The sequence below is a fragment of the Treponema sp. SP13 genome, assembly GCF_050938355.1.
In the GTDB taxonomy this organism is placed as follows: Bacteria; Spirochaetota; Spirochaetia; order Treponematales; family Treponemataceae; genus Treponema_D; species Treponema_D socranskii.
Window position 1 is genome coordinate 572719 of sequence record NZ_JADOVM010000001.1, and the last position, 16243, is coordinate 588961.

General features: G+C 51.4%; 15 protein-coding genes. 4 read left to right on the forward strand and 11 right to left on the reverse strand.

Annotated elements, in window-relative coordinates; genetic code table 11:
• Positions 1–188: 188 nt before the first annotated feature.
• Positions 189–1451 carry an HD-GYP domain-containing protein gene (locus IZU26_RS02560; RefSeq protein ID WP_310824044.1) on the forward strand — a complete coding sequence of 421 codons (1263 nt, stop codon included), beginning with the start codon at positions 189–191 and terminating at the stop codon, positions 1449–1451.
• 94 nt (positions 1452–1545) lie between these two features.
• On the opposite strand, the gene IZU26_RS02565 is transcribed toward IZU26_RS02560, so the two are convergent.
• Positions 1546–1953 (reverse strand): hypothetical protein, encoded by a 408-nt coding sequence (locus IZU26_RS02565; protein WP_433276544.1) that lies wholly within the window; start codon positions 1951–1953, stop codon positions 1546–1548.
• Between the two features lie 108 nt (positions 1954–2061).
• Here IZU26_RS02565 and IZU26_RS02570 point away from each other — a divergent pair, with 108 nt between their 5' ends.
• Positions 2062–2358 (forward strand): helix-turn-helix domain-containing protein, encoded by a 297-nt coding sequence (locus tag IZU26_RS02570; protein WP_162147025.1) that lies wholly within the window; start codon positions 2062–2064, stop codon positions 2356–2358.
• 35 nt (positions 2359–2393) lie between these two features.
• On the opposite strand, the gene IZU26_RS02575 is transcribed toward IZU26_RS02570, so the two are convergent.
• The 10 genes from IZU26_RS02575 to IZU26_RS02620 form a co-directional block, all read right to left on the reverse strand.
• On the reverse strand, positions 2394–3155 hold the full coding sequence (locus IZU26_RS02575; protein WP_021330794.1) for an aldo/keto reductase: 762 nt from the start codon (positions 3153–3155) through the stop codon (positions 2394–2396).
• Positions 3156–3227: 72 nt separating this feature from the next.
• Positions 3228–4664 (reverse strand): glycine--tRNA ligase, encoded by a 1437-nt coding sequence (locus tag IZU26_RS02580; protein ID WP_433276547.1) that lies wholly within the window; start codon positions 4662–4664, stop codon positions 3228–3230.
• A 236-nt stretch (positions 4665–4900) separates the two neighbouring features.
• Positions 4901–5776, reverse strand: coding sequence for an aldose 1-epimerase family protein (locus IZU26_RS02585; protein ID WP_433276549.1), 876 nt, complete (start codon positions 5774–5776; stop codon positions 4901–4903).
• Between the two features lie 16 nt (positions 5777–5792).
• On the reverse strand, positions 5793–6335 hold the full coding sequence (locus tag IZU26_RS02590) for a Smr/MutS family protein (protein WP_433276551.1): 543 nt from the start codon (positions 6333–6335) through the stop codon (positions 5793–5795).
• A 35-nt stretch (positions 6336–6370) separates the two neighbouring features.
• Complete coding sequence (locus IZU26_RS02595) at positions 6371–7870, reverse strand: hypothetical protein (protein WP_433276553.1); 1500 nt, start codon at positions 7868–7870, stop codon at positions 6371–6373.
• Positions 7819–9459, reverse strand: a complete 1641-nt coding sequence (locus IZU26_RS02600) for a vWA domain-containing protein (RefSeq protein ID WP_433276555.1) — start codon at positions 9457–9459, stop codon at positions 7819–7821. The genes IZU26_RS02595 and IZU26_RS02600 overlap by 52 nt, the downstream gene beginning before the upstream one ends.
• A gap of 1 nt (position 9460) precedes the next feature.
• On the reverse strand, positions 9461–10462 hold the full coding sequence (locus IZU26_RS02605; RefSeq protein ID WP_310824026.1) for a VWA domain-containing protein: 1002 nt from the start codon (positions 10460–10462) through the stop codon (positions 9461–9463).
• 133 nt (positions 10463–10595) lie between these two features.
• Positions 10596–11597 carry a hypothetical protein gene (locus IZU26_RS02610; protein WP_021330638.1) on the reverse strand — a complete coding sequence of 334 codons (1002 nt, stop codon included), beginning with the start codon at positions 11595–11597 and terminating at the stop codon, positions 10596–10598.
• Positions 11594–12490 (reverse strand): DUF58 domain-containing protein, encoded by an 897-nt coding sequence (locus tag IZU26_RS02615; protein WP_021330839.1) that lies wholly within the window; start codon positions 12488–12490, stop codon positions 11594–11596. The genes IZU26_RS02610 and IZU26_RS02615 overlap by 4 nt, the downstream gene beginning before the upstream one ends.
• A 2-nt stretch (positions 12491–12492) precedes the next feature.
• On the reverse strand, positions 12493–13485 hold the full coding sequence (locus IZU26_RS02620; RefSeq protein ID WP_021330746.1) for an AAA family ATPase: 993 nt from the start codon (positions 13483–13485) through the stop codon (positions 12493–12495).
• Between the two features lie 72 nt (positions 13486–13557).
• Here IZU26_RS02620 and IZU26_RS02625 point away from each other — a divergent pair, with 72 nt between their 5' ends.
• On the forward strand, positions 13558–14859 hold the full coding sequence (locus IZU26_RS02625; RefSeq protein ID WP_433276559.1) for an aminotransferase class I/II-fold pyridoxal phosphate-dependent enzyme: 1302 nt from the start codon (positions 13558–13560) through the stop codon (positions 14857–14859).
• On the forward strand, positions 14813–16216 hold the full coding sequence (locus tag IZU26_RS02630) for an ABC transporter substrate-binding protein (RefSeq protein WP_433276561.1): 1404 nt from the start codon (positions 14813–14815) through the stop codon (positions 16214–16216). Before IZU26_RS02625 ends, IZU26_RS02630 begins: the two co-directional genes overlap by 47 nt.
• Positions 16217–16243 lie beyond the last annotated feature (27 nt).

Consider the following 16243-nt stretch of genomic DNA (forward strand, 5'->3'; position numbering starts at 1 on the left):
TTTTTCCCGATAATAAAAATGTCGGATAACGCGGACGGTTCGACATCCGGACGCCTGCACAATACCGATTTTCGTGTTTATAAAAGTTGAAAAACGTGTGAGGTTTTTCAACTTTTTTTTTGCCTATTTCGATTTTTTTGACTTGCAAAACGGGCGGAACGCGTTACAATATACGGATAGAGAGTAGTATGAATACATTTGAATTGAGCGCCATAAGAGACGGTATTTGTTTTAATAAAGATGTGCTCCTCGATATGCTGTTTGTCGTCGAGCCGGCCGGAGTTTCCATTCCCAAAGCGGTGATTGCAGCGCTTGCGGATTGGGAGTTCAATGAAGTTATCAGCGAAGGTAATGTAAACGTCGATGCCCTGATGGCAGAACGCGCAAAATCGGAAGCAGATACGTCGATGCGCGAAAGACCCGCACCGGCGCTCAGCAGCGGCATAAAACGCTCGCTCGAAGATGCGGAACGCACGCGGACGCTCGAAAACAGTGACCAAGCTCGCCTCGCTGCCGTACAAAACGTATACGACGAATACATGCGTTACATCGATCACATATATACGCACTATGCGACACACAAAGAAATCGATTACGAAAGTCTGGAAGAAACGGTGCGGAGCTTGTGCGTCTTTATCCGGGAAAACCGCGGCTATGTGCTCAGGATCGCATCGTCCGACGATACAATCAAAAAAAATTTTATCGTTACGCATTCGATGCGTTCGACGGTGCTCGCGCTTGCAATCGGCTTACAGCTGCACATGAGCTTATCAAAGCTCGTCGAACTCGGCGCTTCGTGTATGTTGCACGAAATCGGTATGTTGCGCCTGCCGCCGCAGCTCTATCTTTCGAACAAACAATTGTCACCCACCGAGCGGGATGAAATATCGAAACACCCGCTCATCGGATTCGAAATCGCTAAAAAGTTGCAGTTTCCGGTGCCGGTACAATTCGGCATTTTCGAACATCACGAACGCGAAAACGGCACGGGCTACCCGAGGGGCATCACGGGCGATAAAATTTCGCTTTATGCGAAGATAATCGCAGTCGTGTGTTCGTTCGAATCGATTATTGCGCCTCGAGGATATAAAAACGAACGCAGTACCTTCGCCGCAATGGTCGAAATGCTCAAAAACGAAAACCGGCAATACGACGAAACCGTCATTAAAGCGCTGTTGTACAGTATATCGCTCTTTCCGATCGGCACCTATGTGTATCTTTCAAACGGAGAGACGGCGCAGGTTATCGATGTCAATCCCGACAATCCGAAAAATCCGATCGTGCAGCTGCTCGGCGAAAAAGACGCAGACGGCGCTCCGAAAACGCTGCAGACCGACGACAACGATATAAAGATCATGCGGCCGATCGACAAGCAGGAACTCGAAGACGTGATGAAGAGTCTTACGCAGCGGGAAGGCGGTGAAGCGCAGCCGGCGCAAACCGGTAAATAAAATCGATTGAAGTAAAAGAAAGGGGTGCGCGAGCGAGCCGAAAAAGCTTTGCACGTTCTCGGCTCGGATCGTTTATTTTGAAATAACTTCGTTACTACGCGAACAACGGCGTAAGGTTAAAGGTATACGCTAAGACCGTTACTTTTTTCGAAGCATCAATAGAATGTTCCCCGTTAAATGAAGCTGCCATTGCTGCAAATGTATCCGGAGTAACTTTAGTGTTTTTCAACGTGATCTTTGTTCCCGAAGCATCGAGCACAAAGTCTCCTTTAGCGGTAAAATCAGCGGGACCGACCTTGCCGGTAACTTTGTACGTGCCGGTACCCGTTGCTTTGTCAAGGGTTAAAATCGAAAGCGTCGCGCTTCCGTCTTCGGATGTGATCGTCGCGACGGGCGCCGGATCAGAATCGTCACCGCTTTTGCAGCTTGTAAACGTGCATACTGCAGCGGCTATGACGAGCGCTGCGCCGAACAAGGAAAAGAATTTTTTGTACATATTCATGTCTGACTCCTTAATTAAACCGAGCTTTACTCAATTTAATTGATAATCGGAGTATAATACCAATTAAACATTATTGTCAACACAAGAAATCATTTTATACTGGTAATGATGTATGAATATCAGCAAGAGTTTATCGCAAATGTAAAAAAGAACAGAATAAAAAACGGATTTTCACAGGCGCATTTTGCGGAACTGTGCGGCGTCGCAACCGGTACGATCGGCAACATCGAATGCGGCATCGCAAAACCTTCGTTCGATTTAATTATAAAAATGGCGGAAATTTTTCAAATCCATCCGGCACTGCTGTTTTCCGAAAATCCTGCGGTAGATTACGCTGAAATTCAAAACGATCGCAAACTGCTCACGGAGATCAAAGCGATGATAGAATCGTATCTGTCGACATAACAAAAAAATCGTCAACCGGGAAACCGCCTTTCCCGCTAATTAAAAAACGTACGCAGCTTTTCGACATCTCTTTGAAACGCTTCGTCGATGACCGGAGGCCGATCGTTGAAATACAAAATCTGCGAAAGCTCTTCGGGCGTTTCCGCACCCCACAGCGGAAAAACGTTTTCGTATTGATGGAGAAAGCCGAAGGCGAGCGGAATATTCGAAAGCACGCCCCCGCACAAGGGCTGCATCGCGATAAAGCCCATATCGCGCTCCGCGCACAAGCCGACGAGGGATGCTGTGTCAATCGGGCTTATCATGCTGAACGGAAATTGAATCGTTTCGTAAAGTTCCGTTTTAATAATTTCCGAAGCGGTATCGAAATCTTCGGTTACGGCTCCTATATGTTTGATTTTACCGGAGGCTTTCATCGTAAGGAGCGTTTGATAGATGCCGTCTTTGCCGTCGGCCGTCGGGATAAAGCCGTCGGTTTCGTATTGATACAGATCGATCGCATCGCAGTGCAGCGCGCCCAGGCTTTCGTCCAAGTCGCGAAGGAGTTCCTGCCCCGAAGAGGCTTTCGATTTCGTCGCGATGATGACGTTTTCCCGCACTTCGTACAGCGCGTCTCCGAGCAGCTTTTCGCTTGCACCGTTGCTGCGCGACGTATCGAAAAAATTGATTCCCGCTTCGTACGCTTTTCGGATAAGCGTTGAAGCCTTTTCGACATCTCCCGTATGCTTCAGCGACATGGCGCCGAAGGCCGTCCTGCTTGCGAGGAGATTCGTTTTACCGAGTCGAACGTATTCCATACTTTATCCGAGGGACGAAGATGCCGTAAACGCAAGCGGAAAACGCCCGCGCGCCTCCGGCTTACATAATTATTAATTTTTGACGACGGGCGTGTACGACGCGATCGCTTTGTGAATTTCGGAAACCAAATCGCTTCGCTTGACGCGCGTTTGTTCCATCGAATCGCGAAAGCGGATCGTCACGGTGTCGTCGTCTTTTGTTTGATAATCGACCGTAACGCAAAACGGCGTGCCGATTTCATCCTGCCGGCGGTAGCGCTTGCCGATCGTACCGCTCGTATCGTAATCGGTGACGAAATCTTCTTTGAGCGCTTTGCGGATGTCCGCCGCTATCTCCGCAAGCCCGTCTTTTTTCATCATCGGGAGTACGGCGACCGTAACCGGCGCGAGGCGCGGATGGAGATGCAGCACCGTACGGTAATCTTCTCCGCCGTCGGATGCGACGTTTTGCTCTTCGTACGCTTCGCACAAAAACATGAGAAAGTTGCGGTTCAATCCGGCGGACGTTTCGATGACGTACGGAGTGTAGCGTTTGTTGCCGTCGTCCTGATCGATATAGCTCATATCTTTACCGCTGTACTTCGTGTGCTGCGACAGATCGAAATCCGTACGGTTGTGAATGCCTTCGATCTCTTCGAAGCCGATCGGAAAGCGGTATTGGATATCGTATGCATCCTTTGCATAGTGCGCGAGTTTATCGTGGTGTTTCCAGTGAAGATTTTTTTCGGCAATACCGTACCGCTTGTAAAAGTTCCAGCGTTGTTCCCGCCAATACGCGAACGCATCGTCGTCGGCACCGGGTTTGCAAAAGTATTCCATTTCCATCTGTTCGAATTCGCAGGTGCGGAAGATAAAATTCTTAAAGATGATTTCGTTGCGGAACGATTTTCCGACCTGCGCGACGCCGAACGGAATCTTCATCCGGTTCGATTGAACGATATTTTTAAAATCGACGAAGATGCCCTGACAGGTTTCCGGGCGCAGGTATACGATGGACGTGTCGCTTTCGACGGGGCCGAGATGCGTTTTAAACATCAAATTGAATTCGCGCACGGCGGTATAGCTGTGCTTGCCGCATACGGGGCAATTCACTCCGTGTTCGTCGATAAACGCTTTCATCTCTTCGTGCGACATCGCGTCTACCGCTTTTTCGGGCTTTACGTCGTGAGAAGCGCAAAAATCTTCGATGAGCTGATCCGCGCGAAAACGCGCTTTGCATTCGGTGCAGTCGATCATCGGATCGGAAAAATGCGCAACGTGTCCGCTCGCTTCCCACGTCGTATGATGCATAAAGATCGAAGAGTCGAGGCCGACGACATCGTCGTGGAGCTGCGTCATCTCTTTCCACCACGCGTTTTGGATATTGCGTTTAAGTTCGATACCGAGCGGACCGTAATCCCACGCGCCCGCCTGTCCGCCGTAAATTTCACTCGATTGATATACAAAACCGCGCCGCTTGCACAAACTGATGATTTTATCAAGCGTGCATTCGTGATTCGTTTCCGCCATAGCCGTCTCCCGTACGTACCGGGCTGCTTCCGAAAACCGCAGTCTTTAGAAGTTCCCGTCACAAAAAATTATTAAGCGTTCCGTTCAAAACATTCGTTCGCTATGACGGCGATTTTACCAAAAAAAATCGATTGTAGCAATTACAGTGGCTTTCATTACAATCGGCTTTCATACCTTTTATCGAAGCGAATCCGATACAACTGCATCAGGGGCGCTTTGCTTTAATCGCTACTTCTCTAAAACAGCGTAATCGAAAACGACTTTTCGAAGATGTCGGAAGCGAAAAGCGCGTTGCCCCACTCGCGCGCTTGCAGTTCACCCGAAAAGCCTGCGCGGTCGCAGCGGCCGTACCACGGTTCGATGCACAAAAACGGAGCACGCTTTTCCTGCGGTGACCACAAGCCGAAAATATCCGTGTCGAAGTCCACGCGCACGAATTCCTTTTTCGATTTGTCGAGCAATGTAACTGCACGAATACCGCTGTTTTCGAAGATGAGCGCATCGTGCGAAAATATATCGTCGGTAATCTGCACTCCTCCGTCGGAAAGCGCGTAGGAATCCGTCCTTTCCTGCACAAGTCCGTCGGTATTTATCGTATGAGCGGTAACCCGCTCGATTTTTTTGCTGCCTGAAAACCGGATCCAACAGTCGGTAAAATTTCCGCCCTGCGGCGGACACACAAAGCCCGGATGCGCACCGAGCGAAAAATACATCGTCGATGTTCCGGTATTCGTCACACGCCACGTCTGCGTCAGCGTGCTTCCCGTAATCGTATACGTGATTTCGAATAAAAACGGAAACGGATAAACTTTTCGCGTCTCGTCCGTATCGGAAAGCGCAAACTGCAGATAGGTGTCCGTCCGCTTTGAAAGCGTAAACGGCATATCGCGCGCAAACCCGTGCGGCGTCATCGGATAGGTTATTCCTTTGTAGCGGTAGACGCCGCCGTTCAATTTCCCGACAAACGGAAAAAGGTTCGGCGCCGATCGATTCCATACGGCGGGATCCGCCTGCCACAGATATTCGACTCCGCCCTTTGCGAGCGATACGAGTTCCGCCCCTTGTAAAACTGCAACCATGGAAATAACGCCGTTTGAAATTTCGTATTGCATATATGCCTCCGTACATTTAATTTTTCAAGCATACCCACGTGGCACCGCTTCCGCCCATACGTCGATCGGGATGACCGGAGCGGCCGCAGCGTTTATCTTGTTCGATAAATTTTCGCACAACTTCTCCGAGTACGCTCTCACTTCCGGTCGTGTGGATTCCCTTGCCGTGCACGATGAGGATTTTCCGAAGTCCACGCTTTGCGCAGTCGCCGACAAAAACGACAAGCCTGCTCCGCGCTTCGTCCTGTGTGAGCCCGTGCAGATCGATGCGAGCTTCGATCGGCATGTCTTTTACATAGCGCTGCGAGCGTTCGCGATCGCGCTCGGCTTCTTCAGCGGCGATTTTATCTTTATCGACGACGCCGTAGCGGCGAAGCCACGCTTCCTGCGGATCGATCCGCTTTGCAAAACCGTTTCCCGCTTCGGAATAATTCGACGGCGTTTTGCTTTTTTCGGGCGCGTTCGCTTTTTTGCCCGAAACGGGATTTCCTCCGCAAACCTTCCGCTTCGATTCTTTTTGCAATCTGTCCCACTCATCGAGTACCGCACCGAAATCCATAAGCCCCCCCGTATTACCGATTATCAATTATAGAATTACCGTATCGGCACAACGGACGAAGACGCTACCCAGCCGCCTGTCGTACCGTATTGGATATACACCCATTTTCCCGCAGTCTCTTCGACGCTCACCCGCTCGCCGCTTGCGATCGGAGAAACTAATCCGGACGATTCGTCGGGCACGAACCGTATGTCGCCGCCTTTAAAAATACCGTATGTCCCCGAAAGGCGTATAGCGGAGGCGACGGCAAACGAAAAAACGACCAAAACGCAGCCTAAAACCGCATATACTCCCGCACGTTTTTTCAGTACAAACAATACGGCGCACAAAAGCGCAAGCACAAGCGTAGCGGCGGCGAAAAGCATACACGCTGCAACGCTCGGCTCGGCTTTACCGGATGCAATGCCCAGCTTTGCTTCAAATGCGCGTCGGGCGGATGCCGCTTTCCACGGGAAAAAAGCGTGCCGTTCGGCGCTGTGCAACATGGCAAGCGTTTCGCAATCGGATTCGGAAAGTGTACATACCCTATGTTCGCTTTCGGAATGGCCGACTTCGGAAAAAGCATAGGAAAAATAGCTTTCGTTGCTGTCGCCTTCATCGGAAGGAACGGAAAGAGAAGGTACGACGAGGATCGTCCCTGCGGGCGGCGAAAGCTTTACGCGTGCGCCGCTGTATGCGCTTACGGTAAGCTGCATATCGGGAATGGGGGTATTTCCGCCGACAAGGGGCTGCCACTCGAAAAGAGCTACAGGAATCGGATCGGCGGTAAAAAGCGACGCGCGCGGAGTACCTTCGGCAATCTCATAGCGCCACAGTTCCGTCAAAAGTGCGTCTTTCGGAGCCTGCCACGAAAAGCGTATCGCCTGTACGGCGTATTGTACGTACAGCGTAAATAAAATCTTTTCACCGGCGGGCAAGGTAAACAGCGGCTCATCGTTCGTCGTACCGTCTGTCAGCTCCGTACCGTTTTCAAATTTAACAATCAAGTGTGGAAAAGTCGATGCGGGATTTTGTTCGATATTGACATCGGAAAACGGAATCTCATACGGACGCCCTTTGATGCGCACGCGAAGCGGGGGAAGCGTATAAATGCGGGCATCCCTGAACGAAAGCCAAATATCGATTTCGGTGCCGGACTGAATGCCGATCTGCGCATAGTCCGTCCGCCGCATCGATACGACGCTGACGCCGGGCGGCATTTCGGGACTGTCGGCTTGTACGTCGGAAGGCTTTACGTCGGGAATGATAAGAGAAAACATATAGTCGTTTCCTGAATACAGCGCGCCGACGGGAGGCGTTACGCGGAGCTTTTGCAGATCGGACGACCACTCGGCATACAGCGACCCGCCGCCGAGTAAGATCGATAGAGAGGCTATCGCAAAAATCGTCCCGCGCCTCATTCGAAACGGCGGATCGAATATTGCGTTTTTCAAAAGTCGAAATTTACCGATCGTTTCGATCTTTATCCGATACGGCAATAAAATTAATAATCGACGGAAGAATTCGATTCCGCCGTCCGTTCGCTGTTTTTCCATTGTTTTTGATCGTTCTCCCGTATCCGTTGGTATATAGCGCTTTCGACGGCACTGATCGCATTCGTATCCTGCGCGAGAGGCACGAGTTCGATTTCCTTTTCGTGCGCTTCTTTGACGGCTTGTTGCCGACGCGCGATTTCGAGATTTTCTTTTGCCGCCGTCTTCGTACCGTCGATCCTCAGCGCATCCCGAAAGCATGCGGTCGCTTCCGTGTAATTGCCGCTCCGGTATGCGATAATCCCCCTATTGTAATACGCTGCAAAGCGCACCTGCTCGGGCGAAGCAGGATCGATATTTTTCAAACACGCAAGAGAAGCCGCATATTCGCTCTGCATGATATAGGTCGCCGCGAGATTGTATTCGGCGTACTGTTCGGAAAGCGCGTCTCCGTTTTGCCGCGCCCTTTCTTCGACTCGCAAAAAGCCCGCAATCGCGCTTCGATATTTTTTCCGATACCACGCCCACGAACTCGACGCTATCTCCTGCGCGTTTGCAATTCGGGCACTACACGACGAAAGCAAAAGCGTCGCAGCGCAAAGCACAACGGCAGCCGCCCGGCTTTTGTGAAAGAGCCTTCGATAATTTTCAAAATCGAACTCGGCGACGACAAAACTCAGCACAAACGCTGCAATCGCCGCAATCAAAAACAGCGCATACCGTTCGACGGGTTTTACCTCATACGAAACGGTGATCGCGGTTTCGTTTTTCAGCGGTTTTAACAATTCTATCGCCGAGCCCGCTTCCGTCGCATCGATGTACCGCGCCGCCGCAGAAAAATTATACCGCTCGGCATAAAGCGACACCTGCTCGACCGCTTTTTTCATCCGTTCCGAACGAAGCGCTGTCATCACTTTCGTTTTTCCGTCTCCGGCGATTATTTCGACTTCCTGTTCCGTTCCGAACCCGATAAGCGAAACGGATACACCTTCTTTTACACAGGCTTCAATAGAAGATATAAGCTGCCCATCGGTTTCATCTCCGTCGGTAAAAACCCAAATGCGCCGAGCCTGCGCCGAATCGGACGGAAACGAGCGGAGCGCAGCTTCGATACCTTTGCCGAGCGACGTGCCGGCGGCGCTCATGAGAGTCGGTGAAAGGGTTTCCAAAAGAGAGCGCACGATCGCCGTATCTTCCGTAAGCGGAACAACGATAACACCCTCGCCTTTTGCCAAAACGACGGAAACGGATACGCCGCCCATGCGCGACAAAAGCATATCCCCATAGCGGGATGCCGCTCTGAGCCTCGTCAATCCGCCGGGTGCATCGTCCGCCGTCATGCTGTATGAAATATCGAACACGAATGAAACTGCGCTCCCGCTTCTCTGAACGGGGACTTCATAGGTACCCCACGAAAATCCGGCATAGGCGAAAATCAGCATAATCCACGCAAAGCATCTGAACAGCGTCCGCACGACGAGCGTACGCGAAAGATTCGGCATGCGTTTCGATTCCGGAAGATTCGTATCGATGACGGCAGCCCGCTTCGAATAGGCGATAATGCCGCGGTAGCGGTGAAATGCGGCGACCAGCGCCGGAATAATTAATATAAAACCGTAAAAAGCATAGGGACGTTCACAGGAAATCACCATATTAAATCAGCTCCTGCAGATAAACCCTGCGTATAAACAACCCAAGTGCAAATAAGATTACCGCCGCGACGATCAACCTGTCGTAATAGCGGACGCTTTCGGTGTGCAAGTGATAGGTCTGCACGACGTTCATTTCCCTCGCGATCGACGAAAGCACGTTTGCCAAATCGCCGGTCGTCTGCACGCCGTAATATTTTCCGCCGGAAAGGGAGGCGATGCGTTCGAGCGGTGCGGGATCGAAATCGGACTGCAGATAACCGGAATACACGCGTCCCGTTTTCGGATCGACGTAATCGAGCGGAACCGCCCCCTTCGTACCGATGCCGAGCGTATAGACGGCGATGCGATTTTTTTCAGCGAGTTCGGCAGCCGTTTCGGGATGAATCGATCCGGCGTTGTTTTCGCCGTCGGTAACGAGAACGATGCATTTTTTCGGAGCAGCCGAAGAAGAGAGGTGATAGACAGCCGTACTCAGCCCCGTACCGATCGCAGTTCCGTCGCCGAGGCTTCCGATCATAAGAGCGTCAAGGCGAGAAAAAAAGACTGTTCGATCGGTCGTCGGAGGCACGACGATCGCAGCTTCCGTCGCCATCGCGACAAGACCGAACGATATGCCGCCGGTATCCAAAGACAGCGTGCGTATCGCGCGCCGAGCTGCGTCAAGCCTCGTCATATTTGCGATATCCTTTACCGCCATCGACGGACTCGTGTCTACAACAAAAAGGATGTCGGCGCCGCGTGACGTATACACGCGCTCCTGATGATAAACGACGGGATCGGCGAGGGCGGCAACCGTGAGTACAAACGCCGCTATGATAAAGATACGGGAAATAAAGGATGCGGCGCTGCGCAGCCTGCCTTTCCATTCGAAAGTTTTGCCGCCCCAATCCGAAAGCGTTGCCGGAAACGCGATACGCGTAAACAAGCCGAGCGCTCTCACTATAAAGAGAGCGGGAACGAGGAAAAGTAAAAAAAACGCCGCGGGATTTCGGAAATCAGGCATAGGATACGCCTCCGAAAAAACAATCGCTCATCAATCCGATTTTAACAAAATGTAAAATCAAATTTATTAATTTTCCGCTATTCATTTTATTCCCTGTCATTCGCCGATCTCTTCCATAAAATCCGTACGCATTTCAATCTCTGCGGGCGGCGCCCTCAAAGCGTTCGACGGCATCGCGCACGATTCTGATGAGAGATGCGCGTTCATCCGTTTTGAGATCCGCCGCAAACTGCTCGGCGGGCTCCTTTTTCGAATCGATCGAACCGCGGGCATAGCGCACGTAATCGGTACGCCGCAAAACCGCCGCAAGCGACATAGCGCCGGATTGGCTTTTTTCCGACATTGTACCCGCCATGATTTTGTCAAACGTATCCATAATCGCGGAGCTCGACACGGCACTGAAACGATAGCCGAAACGAAAATCGAGGTAGTGCCTGATAAGCTGCTGCAGTTCCGTACAAAATTCCGCGTCGTTCGTTTTACCTCCCGCCCGATCGAGCCGTTTTAAACGTCGGTACAATTCTTTTGCGTTTTTCGCATACGAACGAAGCAGTTTCCGCGTCGCATAGGCTTCGTACACTGACTGCCACGTTACGACAAGTCTGATCAATAAGATAAAAAGGACGATCGAAAGGACAGCCGCCGCATAGAGCACGTACATCGTTCCGGGAAGCAAAAGCGGTCCCATGCTTGCGCGCAGATCGGCATCATCCTGATCCTGCAAAATCGATGAAACTTCTACGCTCTGCACATCGACGATAAAGGGATGTGCGCCGCCGCCGTATACGGCAGCGGAAATATCGAACATCGGAAAATCGATCGCGCCGGTATTCCACGGGATAAACGTAAAGCGAAGCGTATAGAGGAGACCGTTTCTATCGAGCGATGCGTCCAATATCGTATAATCGTCGGTATCCGTTTGAAACGGAAGCGATTCGAGCGCAATTTCTCGGGAAAGTGAAGCATCGCTCATATCGGCAAAAAAATCGACTGCAGAACGGAACGTGTAGCGAAGCTCGGCCGTATCGCCGACATAAATCGTTTTCGGCATGACGATCTGCATCGTATCGGACTCCGTAAAGGATGCAGCGTTCGCGCATATCGCAATGCACAAAAAAATCAATAATGTTTTCATTGTGTCCGGCCCTTGTAGGAAAAAAAATGCGAAAGGACGCGGACGACTTCGTCGTCGGTTGAAAGCGCAAGCGGAACGGCTCCGTGACGGACGCACGACTCCTGCCAGTGGAGGAATCGCCGGCGGTTATCGTCTCGCCATGCGTTCCGAAAAGCTGATGATGAAGACGGCAGTACGAGGCGCACAGTCGTTTCGCTGTCGATAAAGGGCACCGTCCCTATTTCCGGCAGTTCATTGTCGATCTCATCGACGATGCGCACCGCAACGACGTCGTTTTTTTGCGCAAGGGAAGCGAGGGACGTAATCCATCCGACCGTTCGAAAATCGGAAAAGACAAAGACAAGCGATCGCTTTTTTAATAATTTTCCCGCACCCGTCAGCGCGCTTCGGAGCGCAGAACCGGAAACACCGTATCCGTCGACTTCATCGAGGCGCGCAAGTAAAAGCATCGTACGCTTTCGTCCGCTTTCGGGCGCACACGAAAACTGTATTTCACCGTCGAAAAAAACGGCTCCGATGCTGCTCGCGTTTATCTCGGCCGCCATCGCGACGAGAGCGGCCGCTTCTGCTGCCGTACGATAGCGCGTTCTGCGCCCCGTACCGCTAAACATCGAAAACGAACGATCTACGACGATAAAGATCTGGAGCTCGCGCTCTTCTTCGAAAAGCTTTACATAGGGTTTTCCCATGCGTGCAGTAACGTTCCAATCGATGGCGCGCACGTCGTCGCCGCGAAGGTATTCGCGCACACCGCTGAATTCGATGCCCTGCCCGCGGAAGAGCGAACGAAAAGAACCCGTTTTAAAACTGTCGGCGAGAGACGCGGCAGTGAGACGGAGCAGCGCCGCCTGTTTTGCGAGCGTTTCCCTGTTGACGGCGAGCAGATGTTTCATCGCTAGGGGACCGGCACGAAATCGAGGATACGGGAAATGATTTCATCGGCGGTGACGGAATCCGCAGCGGCTTCATAGGAGAGCACGAGGCGGTGACGCATGACGGCGGGAGCCGCAAGCTTAACGTCTTCGGGCAGCACAAACGATCGCCCTTGAAAGAGCGCGGCCGCTTTCGCACACTGTAAAAGCGCGATGCCCGCACGAGGAGAAGCGCCGAAAGCGATATAGCGCGTAATGTCGTGTACGGACGCTTTTTTATCGGGATCGGGGCGCGTTACCGCTATGAGAGAAACGATGTATTCGATAAGCGCATCATCGCACACAATCTTCGAAAGCAATTTTCGAAGCAGAGCGATATCGCCCGCACTTAAAATTTTCCGAACGGGAACGGAAGCGGCCGCTCCCCCCGTCTTTACGACGGCGAACTCCTCTTCGGCTTTCGGATAGGGTACGATGATCTTCAGCAAAAAACGGTCGAGCTCCGCTTCTGGCAAATTGTACGTCCCTTCCTGCTCGATCGGGTTTTGCGTCGCGAGCACGAAAAAAGGTTCGGGCAGCGCATAGGATGTTTCACCGATCGTCACCTGCCGCTCTTCCATAGCTTCAAGCATGGCGGACTGCACTTTCGCGCTCGCACGGTTTATCTCGTCGGCGAGCACGACGTTCGCAAACACCGGCCCTTTACGCACGGAAAAGGTCCCCTTGCCTTGCTCATATATAAGCGTACCGGAAACATCGGCGGGAAGCAGATCGGGCGTAAATTGAATGCGTTTAAAATCGAGCCCGGAGATTTCGGCAAAGGTTTTAACCGCGAGCGTCTTTGCAAGCCCCGGCACGCCTTCGAGCAGCACGTGTCCGCCTGCGATAAACGCCGTCATGATACCGTCAAACAGCACATCCTGACCGATAAGACGCTTATGCGCTTCCGTACGGCATGCTTCGATAAGGTTACGGCACGCTGCAAGTTCCGCTTCGCCCGCACTGTATTTTTCCATCTCACAACCTCAAGCCTGCATGCATTATTATAATTGACAATCTCACCGTATTTCAGAATAATCTATTTTATCATGTTGAACCCTTTAGCACAAGAATTAAACGAACGATTAAAAGACACTGTCGCAGGAGAGCTGCTTTCGGACGAAGGCTTACGGATGTATTTTCCGAAAGGGATAATCGCGCAGAGTGAAGAAGCGAAACAGGGCGCGTCCAAAGCGAACGGGACGATCGGCATGACGATCATCGAAGGAAAACCGGCAATTCTTCCGTCGATTCAAAAAAGCGTTCCCTCATTCGATGCACGCTCTCTTGTCGCATACGCGCCGACGGCGGGGCAAAAAGAGTTTCGCACGGTTTGGCAAAAACAGATAATCGACAAAAATCCGCTTTTAAAAACAAAAAAAATATCGCTGCCCGTCGTCGTACCGGGGCTTACCGCAGGCATTTCGTATATCGCAGACCTCTTTATAGACGAAGCAAAACCGCTGCTCGCCCCCGATCCGTCGTGGGACAACTATGCGCTCATCACGGAAGCGCGGCGAGGAGCGGAACTGCATCGATTCAATTTTTTTGACAACGGAAAAATAGACACGGCTTCGCTTGAAAACGCAATCAAAAAAGAAGCGGCCGCCTGCTCTTCCGTGCGGCTCCTGCTCAATTTTCCGCAAAATCCGTCGGGTTACAGCCCCACAAAACGCGAAGTTATTGAAATCTGCCGCATCATAGGGGAGGCGGCTTCCGGCGGCACAAAATTATTAATTATATGCGACGACGCATACTTCGGTCTCAACTACGAAGACGATATCGAAGAGCAATCTCTCTTTGCTCACATCGCCGACATCCACAAAAACGTGCTCGCCGTAAAAATCGACGGGCCGACAAAAGAAGATTTTGCGTGGGGATTCCGCTGCGGCTTCGTTACCTTCGCTTCGAAAAATTATACTGATGAACACTACGACGCCCTTATCAAAAAACTCATGGGCGTCATACGCTCGTCCGTTTCGTGCAGCGCAACTCCTTCGCAGTCCATCCTTATGCGTTCCTATACCGATCCCGACAACGAAGCGCAAAAGGCTGCGTTCCGAAACATTCTCCAAGCGCGCTATCGCGCCGTACGGAACTTCGTCGATTCACACACATCGAGCGCGATCGAAGCGATGCCTTTCAATTCGGGTTATTTTATGAGTTTCCGCCTCAACGGAATCGATGCGGAAACACTGCGTAAAAAGCTGCTTTCCGAAAAAGGTATCGGTACGATATCGATCGACAGCCGCACGCTGCGCGTCGCATTCAGCAGTATAGACGAAGACAAAATCGAATCGGTATATGCCGACATCTACGCGGCAGCCGACGGGATGTACCGTGCCCTCTAAACCGACCGTTCCCCGCGCACTGCCGCTCCAAGGGTATACCGTCCTTTCTCGCACAAGACCGCCGGCGGCCGAAAGACGTGCTCGATACATTCTCAAAAAAAACGTGCAGCGTATTTGCATTCTGTTTTTATGTGCGTTCTTTTTTTTCGGCTGTTCGTTTAAGCGCGAAACGCTCATCACGATATGGACGAATATCCCCGAATTTACCGAATACGGAGAGCTCTTCAACGATACGCACGGCAAAAAAAAAGTCATCCTCGTCTACAAAAAAAATCCGTCGGAAGCGCTCGCTTCGAAAAACGAAAAAAATCCGCCCGACATCGTTGTCGGTCCGTGGCTCCGCACCGATAAAACGAGCCGTTTTTTCCGATCGATCGATACGATATTCGACGGGAGCGGTATAACGCAGTCGATTTTCTATCCGCAGTTGCTCGAAGCGGGAAAAATCAGGCAATCGTACTATCTCTTGCCGGTGAGCTTCAATCTGCCGGCCGTCATCTTTTCAAAAGAAAACGCGGCAGCAGTCGAAGACAATTACACGCTGTCGATCGAACAGCTAAAAGAAGCGGGAAGAGCTTTCAACGTACGGCAACAAAACGGCACATACTCGCGCATCGGATTCGTGCCGCAGGCGGGAAACAGCTTTCTCTATTTTACGGCAAAAGCGAAAGGCGCGCAGTTTCGCGAATCGAAATCGTCGTTTACATGGAATGCCGACAAACTTTCCGACGCAATCGCCTACCTCAAAAACTGGTCGAAAACCGTCAACACGTCTTCGGAGGCGGAACAGGATTTCGCGTATAAATATCTTTCCATGCCGAACTTCAAACGCGTCACATCAGAGCGCACGCTGTTCGCCTACATCACGAGCGACGCGCTGTTCAGCCTCACGGCCGAACAATCCGAAATGCTCGACTACCGCTGGATTTACGACGGCAATAAAATACCGATCGAAGATTCCTTTGTCACGCTCGGTATCCCCAAGCACGCAAAACATCCGAACGGCGCATACGACTTTATCGAATGGTTTTTAAACGCGGAAACGCAGCGCGCCGTCATCGAACGCAAAGCGAAACAAAATCTCGACATACACCAATTCGGCATCGCAGGCGGTTTTTCTTCAATCAGAGAAGTAAACGAACACATCCTTCCGCTGTATAAAACGATGCTCTTAACAAATACACCGCCGACCAATATGCTGAGCGTACCGGAAAAACTTCCGTCAGACTGGGAGCTCATAAAAGAGCAGATAATCGTTCCGTATCTCAGAGACGAAGTACAAAATACCGGCGATACACCCGTCGCCGATTTACCGTCGCGCATTGCAAGCAGGGCAAAGCCGAGCTACGAACAATAAGGCACCGCGCTAAGCTCGATCGGCTGT

What these genes read in the sequence shown, in the direction of transcription:
- IZU26_RS02560 (WP_310824044.1), top strand. Translation starts at nt 189, where the DNA reads ATGAATACATTTGAATTGAGCGCCATAAGAGACGGTATTTGTTTTAAT.
- IZU26_RS02565 (WP_433276544.1), bottom strand. Translation starts at nt 1,953, where the DNA reads ATGAATATGTACAAAAAATTCTTTTCCTTGTTCGGCGCAGCGCTCGTC.
- IZU26_RS02570 (WP_162147025.1), top strand. Translation starts at nt 2,062, where the DNA reads ATGTATGAATATCAGCAAGAGTTTATCGCAAATGTAAAAAAGAACAGA.
- IZU26_RS02575 (WP_021330794.1), bottom strand. Translation starts at nt 3,155, where the DNA reads ATGGAATACGTTCGACTCGGTAAAACGAATCTCCTCGCAAGCAGGACG.
- IZU26_RS02580 (WP_433276547.1), bottom strand. Translation starts at nt 4,664, where the DNA reads ATGGCGGAAACGAATCACGAATGCACGCTTGATAAAATCATCAGTTTG.
- IZU26_RS02585 (WP_433276549.1), bottom strand. Translation starts at nt 5,776, where the DNA reads ATGCAATACGAAATTTCAAACGGCGTTATTTCCATGGTTGCAGTTTTA.
- IZU26_RS02590 (WP_433276551.1), bottom strand. Translation starts at nt 6,335, where the DNA reads ATGGATTTCGGTGCGGTACTCGATGAGTGGGACAGATTGCAAAAAGAA.
- IZU26_RS02595 (WP_433276553.1), bottom strand. Translation starts at nt 7,870, where the DNA reads ATGGAAAAACAGCGAACGGACGGCGGAATCGAATTCTTCCGTCGATTA.
- IZU26_RS02600 (WP_433276555.1), bottom strand. Translation starts at nt 9,459, where the DNA reads ATGGTGATTTCCTGTGAACGTCCCTATGCTTTTTACGGTTTTATATTA.
- IZU26_RS02605 (WP_310824026.1), bottom strand. Translation starts at nt 10,462, where the DNA reads ATGCCTGATTTCCGAAATCCCGCGGCGTTTTTTTTACTTTTCCTCGTT.
- IZU26_RS02610 (WP_021330638.1), bottom strand. Translation starts at nt 11,597, where the DNA reads ATGAAAACATTATTGATTTTTTTGTGCATTGCGATATGCGCGAACGCT.
- IZU26_RS02615 (WP_021330839.1), bottom strand. Translation starts at nt 12,490, where the DNA reads ATGAAACATCTGCTCGCCGTCAACAGGGAAACGCTCGCAAAACAGGCG.
- IZU26_RS02620 (WP_021330746.1), bottom strand. Translation starts at nt 13,485, where the DNA reads ATGGAAAAATACAGTGCGGGCGAAGCGGAACTTGCAGCGTGCCGTAAC.
- IZU26_RS02625 (WP_433276559.1), top strand. Translation starts at nt 13,558, where the DNA reads ATGTTGAACCCTTTAGCACAAGAATTAAACGAACGATTAAAAGACACT.
- IZU26_RS02630 (WP_433276561.1), top strand. Translation starts at nt 14,813, where the DNA reads ATGCCGACATCTACGCGGCAGCCGACGGGATGTACCGTGCCCTCTAAA.